Raw genomic sequence first — 8,977 nt, 5'->3', positions numbered from 1 at the left:
GGGGGGGGGGGGGGGGGGCGGGCGGGGGGGGGGGGGGGGGGGCCGCCCCGCCCCCCCCCCCCCACGCCCGGCGGACCGTCGGGTGACGGGCCGTCCGGGGCGGTGTCCGGGGCTCCGGAAGGACGGCCGGACGGGCCGTCGTCCTCCGGCTCGACCCCGAGGTCGCGGAAGACCGAGGCGAGGAAGCCCGGTTGGGGGGCCGTGACAGCACCGTCGGACTGGCCGTCTGCTGAGTACTGCATCGGTGGTCGTTCCCCCATGCTCGTCCGGCGCCTGCCCGGGGGCGGTCGGCAGCCCGTCGGTCACCCGAGGCCCGCCCCCTTCCGGACATTGTCCACCGAACCGGCGCACCGGTCAGCCAAGCCTCTCAGTTGGTCCGGGTGTTGGTCAGGTGCAGCCCGATGTAGCCGACATAGATCCGGCCACTGCCCGAACAGTCGTCGAGGTAGTGCAGCCGGGGCGCGGTGCGGCCGCCGCCGATCCGCAGGTGCGCGCCCATGAACGCCCGCCGGGACGCGTCCACGCACTCGGGTACCGGGAGCATCCGCTCGCGTTTCCACTTGGCGTGGCTGTGCACCGTCCGGGACTCGCCGCGCACCGCCTTGCGGGGCGGGAAGCGGTGGCAGCCGGCCGGGGTCCGCTCGCACCACTGCTTGAAGTCGCCGCCCGCCTGGCCGCGCACGGCCGCCTCGGCGTACTCCTGGAGCGCGGTGAGGCCGTCCCAGGTGAGCCGGGCCCAGCCGCCGCCGGCGCAGCGCAGCTCGTCGAGGGCGAGCGCGGCCTTCTGGTCGCCGGTGAAGGTGAGCAGCGGGAACTCGCCGAGCCGGGCCATCAGCTCGGTGAAGGTGAGCGGGACGCCGCCGCGGCCGCCGGGCGGTCCGGCGTGCCGCCGCCCGGGTCGGCGGACGGGCGTGGTCGGCCCGGTGAGGGTTCCGGCGCCGCCCGGCGCGGCGGCGCAGAGCCGGCCGACCGACACCCGCCCCTGGCCGGGACCGGCCGCCCGAGCGCCGGCCGCTCCGGGCGGCGCCGCGGGCTTCGGCCGCTCGTGGTGGCGTTCCCGGCGGACCTCGTGCCGTGCCGGGTGCGTGACCCGCCCGTGCTCCTCCCGCCCGTGGGCGGGCGCCACGGGCGCGGCCTCCGCGGCCGGGGCGGGCCGGGGCACCCGCAGCGGCGGGACGCCCGCCAGCACCGGCGGCAGCGGCCGTTCGGCGGCGAGCCGACGCGGTTCGCGGGCCAGCAGGGCGGCCGCGCGCCGGGGGGCCTCCTCGATCCGGTTCCGCGCCAGCACCGGGTGCCGGCGGCCGTCCCGCCGCGAGGCCGGGTCGACCTCGGGCAGGTAGGTGCGCACCGCGCCGCCGTAGACGGCGTGGAACTCGAACGCGACGTTGAACCTGGTCCGGGCGTCCGCGTCCAGGACGTACAGGCCGGCGAGGCCGGGCAGCTGGTCGCAGAGCGGGCCGACGACGTCCGCGAGCCACCGGTCGGTGCCGAGGCCGGCCGGGACGCTGGCCACCACGGTGGGCATCCGGCGGTCCGGGTCGCAGAGTTCGTCGACGAGCCGGTCGACCCCGGCGGCGGTGAGCACCCGGGGCGCGGCCGGTACGGCGGCCGGGCCGTCGGTGGCGTCCAGCAGCGGCAGCAGGGAGCGGACCACCTCGGGCACCGGTACCCGCCCGGGTGTGCGCACACCGCTGCCGGTGGGGTGGGTCGTGGCCTCCAGCCGGAGCCAGGTCGGACCGGTGGGTCCGGTCGCCACGGTGAGGGTGAGCCGGTCGGTGCCGTGCGGGGCCGGGGTGCCGATCCGGCGGCGGTCGTAGCGGCCGCCGGGCGGCGGGCCGTCGAGCGGGCCTCCGTCGCGGTCCAGCAGGACGCGCTCGCCGAGCCGGAGGCGTTCGGTGCGGGGCGCGCCCGCGCCGGGTTCGTGGGGCGGGGGTTCCTCGCGCCATTCCTGCTTCAGCCAGGCGGCGAGGCACTGGTCGGCCAGGGCGAGGGCGTCGGTGTGCGGGAGGGCGGTGGTGACGGTCATCCGGTAGGGCGTCGCGGGACCGCCGGGGCCGGAGGGGCCGGCCTGGGCGGGGAACGACGACGAGGAGCGTTCCGAGGTCATGCACATACCTCCGGGTTCGGTGGTGGGGTCCCGTGTCCTCCATCGATGGGTCATTGGTCCGGTTCGCCGGACCTGTGCCCAGGAAACGCCATGGCCCGGAGCGGAAGTTCCAACTCCGGGCCACGTCACTACATTCGGGTGAATCTGCTCAAGCCGTCCATCACGGACGACGAGGATCTGCAAGGATCCGCGAGGACCGGCTCCGCCCGCGGACCGGCTCAGTCGGCGCGGTGCCCGGCGCCGCTGCGGCTCCACCCGGGCACCGGCACGGGCACCGCGAGCGGGCGGCCCGCCGGCGCCTCGTAGCGGGCGACCAGCACCACCGGGACGGTCCCGTGGTTGTGGCCGACGTGGACGTGCACCGGTCCGGCGTGCTCCACCAGGCAGTCACCGGCGCGGCTGACCTCCACCCGGCCGTCGTGCAGGGTCCGGGTGAGCGTGCCGGCGAGCACCACGACGTCGACCCGGCCCGGGTGGTAGTGCCAGCCGGTGCTGTCCCCCGGGCCCAGGGTGATGGTCCGGACGACGGGCATCACGCTCTCGGCTCCCTGGTCGGCGGAATCCGACCAGGCTAGGCAGGGCCCCGCGGCCCCGGCACCGGGTGGCCGGAAACCGGCCGAAAAGCTGTCCGGAACCGGCACGCCCGTTCGATGACGCCCGCCCGGAGCACGCTCAGACGGGCACCTCGACATAGGTGCGGCCCGCCGCCACCGCGGCCGCCGTCCCGCCGGTCGCCTCGGCCAGCCAGGTGTGGAACGCCGCGACCTCCGGCTCCGGCACCCCGACCTCGATCCGCACCCCGGTCGCCTCGTACGCCAGGTCGCTGACGGCGTACCCCGCCGCCCGCAGGTCGTTCTCCACCCGCCCGGCCCGGGTGTGGTCCGCCGTCACCGCGAGCAGCGCGACCGGCCGCCGCTCCAGCATCCCGACCTCGTCGAGCGCCTCCGACACCGCGCTCCCGTACGCCCGCACCAGACCGCCCGCGCCGAGCTTGATCCCGCCGAAGTACCGGGTCACCACCGCCACCGTGTCGGTGACGCCGCGCCGGCGCAGCACCTCCAGCATCGGCACGCCCGCCGTCCCGCCGGGCTCGCCGTCGTCGCTGGAGCGCTCGCGGCGCTGCTCGTCGCCGACCACGAAGGCGGTGCAGTTGTGCCGGGCGTCCCAGTACCGCTTGCGGATGCCGGCGATGAACGCCTGGGCCTCCTCCTCGTCGGTGACCCGGGCGAGGTGGCAGATGAACCGGGACTTCTTGATCTCCAGTTCGTGCGTGCCCGCGCTCCGGATGGTCAGGTAGGGCCTGGGGGTCGGCTCCGGCGTGGCGGACATGGCGCGGCGGTTCTCCCGGACGGCGAGCGAGGGGCGGACGGCGCGGCCCGCGCCGGACGACAGCTCGCCCGGGGACCGCTCCGCCAGCCTAACCCCGACCCGGTCGGCGACCGCCCGCGAGCGCCTCCAGGCCGGCGCGGTCCAGGCCGGTCGCGCCGGCGATCTCGGCGAGGTCGACCGCCCCGCAGTCCAGCCCGCGCAGCAGGTACCCGCCGAGCGCCCGGACCGTCGCCGGCTCGTCCAGGACGTCCCCGCCGGTCCCGGCCAGGTAGGCGGACAGCCGGGCGGCGGCCGGCGCGAGGCCCTCCCGGTAGAAGGAGTAGACCGCGGCGTACCGGGTCGGCAGGTGCGCCGGGTGCATGTCCCAGCCCTGGTAGTAGGCACGGGCGAGCGAGCGGCGGACCAGACCGTGGTGCAGCCGCCAGGCGGCGTGCACCTGGGCGGTGCTCCCGGCCGGGACCACGTTGGTGGAGCCGTCCGAGAGCCGGACCCCGGTCCCGGCGGCGGCCACCTGCATCACCGCCTTGGCGTGGTCGGCGACCGGGTGGTCCATGCTCTGGTGGGCGGCGGCGACCCCGCACGCGGCGCTGTAGTCGAAGGTGCCGTAGTGCAGGCCGGTGGCCCGCCCCTCGGCCGCCTCGATCATCCGGGCGACGGTGGCCCGTCCGTCCGGGCCGAGGACCGCCTGGGTGGTCTCGATCTGGATCTCGAAGCCGAGCCGGCCGGGCCGCAGTCCGGCGCTGCGCTCGAAGTCCTCCAACAGCCGGACCAGCGCGGTGACCTGCTCGGCGTAGGTCACCTTGGGCAGGGTGAGCACCAGGCCGTCGGGGAGTCCGCCGTGGGCCAGCAGGGTGGTGAGGAAGAGCTCCAGGGTGCGGATGCCCCGGTCCCGGACGGCCGCCTCCAGGCACTTGACCCGGATGCCGACGTACGGCGGCGCGCCGCCGTCGGCGACCGCGGCGGCGACCAGCCCGGCCGTCCGGACGGCGGCCGCGTCCTCCTCGGCGTCGGGCCGCGGGCCGTAGCCGTCCTCGAAGTCGATCCGCAGGTCCTCGACCGGCTCGCGCTCCAGCTTGGCCCGCACCCGGCGGTGCACCTCGGCGAGCAGCGCGTCGTCCGGCACACCGAGCGCGCGGGCCAGCCCGGCCGGGGTACCGGCGTGGGTGTCGAAGGCCTCCAGGGCCTGCCGGCCCCAGCTCCGGACGGTGTCGGCGGCGAAGGCGTCGGCCGGCACGTAGACGGTGTGGACCGGCTGGCGGCCGCCCCGATCGCCCGGGTAGCGGCGGGCCAGCTCGGCGTCGACCGGCGCCAGCAGCGCGTCCACGGCGGCCCTGGCGGCGGCGGAGAAGCCCGCTCCGCCCGTCGGCCCGGTCCCGCCCGTTCCGGTCTGCGCCATCCGTCGCTCCTCAGGCAGGCATGCGCGTCAGGCCAGCATGCCGCGGGAGCCCGCGTCTGTCAGTCCCTCCCGGAGGCGGCGTAGCGGCCGCGCAGCTCCGGAAGGAGCGCTTCGACGTCCTTGGGGTGCACCGAGCCGTCGGGACCGCTGCCGGTCACCCCGTACTTCTTGGTCAGCCAGGCGGCCAGCCGCTGGGGTTCCGGCTCGTGCTCGAAGGTGTCGATGTAGCTCACCAACGCCTCGAACGCCTGCTCCGGGTCCAGCCGGTACGAGCCCGGACGCGGCGCGGGACCGAACGGACGCTGCACCCGCTCCACGGCCTCCGCCGCCTCCCGCGCGACCTCCGCCCCGGCGTACTCCGGCTCCGTGTACTCCGGTTCCGCGTACTCCGGTTCCGCGTACTCCGCGAGCTCGGGCTCCGGCGGGAAGCCGGGCTCACCCGCGTCCTCGGCGTACGGCTCGGCGTGGGCGCCGTGGTCGGCCGCGGCCTGCCGTCGCGGGCCCTCCGGCTGCCCCTCGGGCTCGGTCGGACGCGGCGCCTTGAACCACGGCGACACCTGGCCCGGCACCCGGCCGCCCGGCGCCCCGTCGCTCGGGTGACCGGTGGTCCGCACGGCCCGCTCGGTCCACACGTTCAGCTCCTCCTGCGGCTGCGGCGCGCCGTGCGGCTCCTCCCCCGCCGGCTCCTGCGCGTCACGCAGCCGCACGGCGGCCAGCCTGGCGAGCACCTCGGCGGGCGCCGGCTCGGCCTGGAGCGGCGCCTGCTGCTGCGGCTGGGGCTGAGGCTGGGCCGGCGGCCGCACCGGCGCCTCGGCCGGGCCCGCCTGCCCGTCGTTCCCGGCCTGCGCCGCCGGCCCGGCCGGCACCAGGGCGACCGGGCTCTCCGCCAGGGCCCGGGCCCCTTGGGCGGCCGGTACCTCCGCGCGGGCCGCGGCCTCGGCCTCGCGGGCCTCCTTCGCCTCGCGCGCCGCCTGCGACTCCTCGTCCAACCGGTCGAACACCGCCGGGTCCAGCGGCACCCCGTACTTGGCCAGTTTCAGCGGCAGCAGCGCCTGGATGGGCGCCGAACGGCGCCAGCCCCGCCCGTACCGGAAGCGCAGCTGCGCCCGGTAGACCAGCCGGTTCTGCTCCAGCCGCACGACCTCGTCGTACGAGCGCAGCTCCCACAGCTTCATCCGCCGCCAGAGCCGGAAGGTCGGCACCGGGGACAGCACCCAGCGCATCACCCGGACCGACTCCATGTGCCGGTCCGCCGTGATCGCCGCGATCCGGCCGACCGCGTGCCGCGAGGCCTCGACCACCACGACGAACAGCAGCGGGATGACCGCGTGCATGCCCATCCCGAGCGGGTCGCCCCAGGAGGCCGCGGCGTTGAAGGCGATCGTCGCGACGGTCAGCAGCCAGGCGGTCTGCCGCAGCAGCGGGAAGGGGATGCGCAGCCAGGTCAGCACCAGGTCCAGCGCGAGCAGCACCACGATGCCCGCGTCCACGCCGATCGGGAAGGCGTAGGAGAAGGCGCCGAAGCCCTTCTCCTCGGCCAGTTCCTTGACCGCGTTGTACGAGCCCGCGAAGCCGATTCCCGAGATGACACAGGCCCCGGCGGCGACCAGACCGAGCAGGCCCCGGTGGGCCTTGGTGAGCGATGGGCGTGCCATTACGTCTATCAACCCCTGGATGTCGGCCGCGGCCGTACGCTGCCCCGGCTGCCGGTTCCCGCGTGTCGGGGCGCCGGACGGCTGAGGGACCTCCGGGCTCGGCCCACCGGAGTTTACTCGTACACCTGTCCCAGCGTTCTCGCAGCCCGGACCGTCACACCAGCGGGGACGGGCGGCCGGTCAGACGGCCCGTCCCGCCGTTCCGTTGAGGTAGGCGAGCACGGCCATCACCCGGCGGTTGGCGTCCTCCGCCGGGGCCAGTTCGAGCTTGGTGAAGATATTGGCGATGTGCTTGGCCACCGCGCCGTCGCTCACCGTCAGCCGGGCGGCGATCGCCGAGTTCGAACAGCCCTCCGCCATCAGTTCCAGCACCTCCCGCTCACGGGGCGACAGCCGCTGCAGCGGGCCGGGACGACGGGAGGTGGTCTGCATCAGCTTGGCGATGACGTCCGGGTCCATCGCGGTACCGCCGGCCGCCACCCGGCGGACCGCGTCGATGAACTGGTCGGCGGCGAAGACCCGGTCCTTCAGCAGGTAGCCGATCCCGCCCGTGCCGTCGGCCAGCAACTCCCGCGCGTAGAGCTGCTGGACGTGCTGCGACAGCACCAGCACCGGCAGGCCGGGGATCTCCCGGCGCGCCTTGAGGGCCGCCTGAAGACCCTCGTCGGTGAGCGTCGGCGGCAGCCGGACGTCGACCACCGCGACGTCCGGACGGTGCGTCAGCAGCGCGTCCAGCAGCTCCGGGCCGGTCTCGACCGCGGCCGCGATCGTGAAGCCGTGCGCTTCCAGCAGCCGGATCAGACCTTCTCGAAGGAGGTAGAGGTCCTCTGCGAGGACAACTCGCACGGCAGCTCCAAGGTGATGGTGGTCGGACCGCCCGACGTACTGTCGATGGCGAGGACACCGTCGAAGGTACCCAATCGCCGTTCGATCCCGCGCAGCCCGGTCCCCCGGCTGGGATCCGCCACCCCGACCCCGTCGTCCGTCACCGTGACCCGCAGCCGGCCGGCCCGGTACAGGATGTCCACCCAGACCTGCTCGGCACCCGAGTGCTTGGCCGCGTTCGCCAGCAGCTCGCAGATGCTGAAGTACGCCGTGGCCTCCACCGGCGCCGGCGGCCGGTCCGGCAGGCTCACGCAGACCTCGGTCGGCAGCGCGCAGTCCAGCGCCAGCGCCCGCACCGCGTCGCCCAGTCCGCGCTCGGCCAGCACCGGCGGATGGATGCCGCGGACCAGGTCGCGCAGCTCCTGGAGCGCCCGCGCCGAGGACTGCCGGGCCTCGGAGAGCAGCTCGCGCGCCGCCGCCGGGTCGGTCTCCATGAGGTGCTCGATCGTGCCCAGCGTCATCCCGATCGCGACCAGCCGGGCCTGCGCGCCGTCGTGCAGGTCCCGCTCGATCCGCCGCAGCTCCGCCGCCTGGCTGCCGACCGCGTCGGCCCGGGTCTCGGTCAGCTCGGCCACCCGCCGGGTCAGCTGGGCGTGCGTGGCCCGGCCGTCCTGGTCCAGCACCCGCCGCGCCACCTCCGCGTACACGCGCACCGCGTACGGCGCCAGCAGCACCCCCAGCGCGATCAGCGCGATCCCCAGCAGGACGGAGAACAGTGCCGTCACGGCCCCCGTGGAGTTCGGGCCGTAGGACTCGTAGCTCAGCACCGCCACGACCAGGGAGGTCACACCGCCGGCCAGCAGCCCCGCCACCATCGCCCCGAGCGCGACCACCAGCAGCGGGCTGATCACCAGCCAGAGCATCTCGGCCCGGGTCGCCCGGTCCCGCGCCGCCCAGTGCAGCAACTGCGCGAGTCGGGCGACGCTGTGGGAGCGGTGGTAGGAGTAGCCCGTCCACCAGTGACCACGGTCGTCCGTCTCCAGCGCCGGCCGCGGACTGTACGCGACCGGCACCCGCACCCCGTACCAGTCGCCGAGCCGCGCCCGTGCCCGACGCGCGCAGGGCCGCACGAACGTTCCGGCCAGCGCCAGCCCCGCGACCAGCGCGGCGAACAGCGCGAACAACGCCCCCGGGTAGTAGGCGTCGAGCATCCACGCGACGGTGGCGCCGGCGAACACGCCACCGACGACCGGCACCACCACGACCGGGACGGCGCTCAGCACCAGCAGCACCAACCGGACCAGCCCGAGGCCGCCCGCCGCGAGCGCCGCTTCGGCCCGGACGCGCACGGCGCCGCCCCCGCTGATCCGACTCTCCGTTGTCACGAGCACTCCTGTTACTGATGCCGCTGATGATGCCGACGCCGCAGGCCGGCTCCGATCGTCCTGGCCCAGTCTTTCTCGCACACCGCTCACGCGCACTGGCCGTCCCACCCGACTTCAGGTGGTGCTAGGTCCACCTCCTGCCCCGACACCCCTCCGGACGCGGAAATGCGAGAAGCCCCTGCCGGTTCCCCGGCAGGGGCTTCTCAGAAGAATTGTTCGGCGGCGTCCTACTCTCCCACAGGGTCCCCCCTGCAGTACCATCGGCGCTGTGAGGCTTAGC

General features: G+C 75.6%; 7 protein-coding genes and 1 rRNA gene. All 8 read right to left on the bottom strand.

Annotated features, from left to right (window positions below; genetic code table 11):
- Positions 1-367: 367 nt before the first annotated feature.
- Positions 368-2,107, bottom strand: a complete 1,740-nt coding sequence (locus ABTX81_RS39245; protein ID WP_350555701.1) for a hypothetical protein — start codon at positions 2,105-2,107, stop codon at positions 368-370.
- Positions 2,108-2,325: 218 nt separating this feature from the next.
- Positions 2,326-2,640, bottom strand: a complete 315-nt coding sequence (locus ABTX81_RS39240) for a cupin domain-containing protein (protein WP_350555699.1) — start codon at positions 2,638-2,640, stop codon at positions 2,326-2,328.
- Between the two features lie 139 nt (positions 2,641-2,779).
- A complete protein-coding gene (locus tag ABTX81_RS39235; protein ID WP_350555697.1) occupies positions 2,780-3,436 on the bottom strand; it encodes a YigZ family protein in 657 nt (218 codons plus the stop codon).
- 88 nt (positions 3,437-3,524) lie between these two features.
- Entirely contained in the window at positions 3,525-4,832 is a 1,308-nt protein-coding gene (locus ABTX81_RS39230; RefSeq protein WP_350555695.1) for a DUF6986 family protein, read from the bottom strand.
- Between the two features lie 59 nt (positions 4,833-4,891).
- Positions 4,892-6,487, bottom strand: coding sequence for a DUF2637 domain-containing protein (locus tag ABTX81_RS39225; RefSeq protein ID WP_350555693.1), 1,596 nt, complete (start codon positions 6,485-6,487; stop codon positions 4,892-4,894).
- A 180-nt stretch (positions 6,488-6,667) separates the two neighbouring features.
- Complete coding sequence (locus tag ABTX81_RS39220) at positions 6,668-7,333, bottom strand: response regulator transcription factor (protein WP_350555691.1); 666 nt, start codon at positions 7,331-7,333, stop codon at positions 6,668-6,670.
- Entirely contained in the window at positions 7,285-8,697 is a 1,413-nt protein-coding gene (locus tag ABTX81_RS39215) for a sensor histidine kinase (protein WP_350555689.1), read from the bottom strand. Before ABTX81_RS39215 ends, ABTX81_RS39220 begins: the two co-directional genes overlap by 49 nt.
- Positions 8,698-8,911: 214 nt before the next feature.
- A 5S ribosomal RNA gene (gene rrf / locus ABTX81_RS39780) occupies positions 8,912-8,977 on the bottom strand; the annotation flags it as partial.

Origin of the sequence: Kitasatospora sp. NPDC097605 (assembly GCF_040302725.1) — a bacterium.
Taxonomy (GTDB): domain Bacteria; phylum Actinomycetota; class Actinomycetes; order Streptomycetales; family Streptomycetaceae; genus Kitasatospora.
The sequence above is the reverse complement of the archived record's forward strand: the minus strand, read 5'-3'. Positions and strand labels throughout refer to the sequence as shown.

Excerpts from the sequence above, each read along its gene's own strand:
- ABTX81_RS39235 (WP_350555697.1), bottom strand. The coding sequence starts at position 3,436 with ATGTCCGCCACGCCGGAGCCGACCCCCAGGCCCTACCTGACCATCCGG.
- ABTX81_RS39240 (WP_350555699.1), bottom strand. The coding sequence starts at position 2,640 with ATGCCCGTCGTCCGGACCATCACCCTGGGCCCGGGGGACAGCACCGGC.
- ABTX81_RS39230 (WP_350555695.1), bottom strand. The coding sequence starts at position 4,832 with ATGGCGCAGACCGGAACGGGCGGGACCGGGCCGACGGGCGGAGCGGGC.
- ABTX81_RS39245 (WP_350555701.1), bottom strand. The coding sequence starts at position 2,107 with ATGACCTCGGAACGCTCCTCGTCGTCGTTCCCCGCCCAGGCCGGCCCC.
- ABTX81_RS39225 (WP_350555693.1), bottom strand. The coding sequence starts at position 6,487 with ATGGCACGCCCATCGCTCACCAAGGCCCACCGGGGCCTGCTCGGTCTG.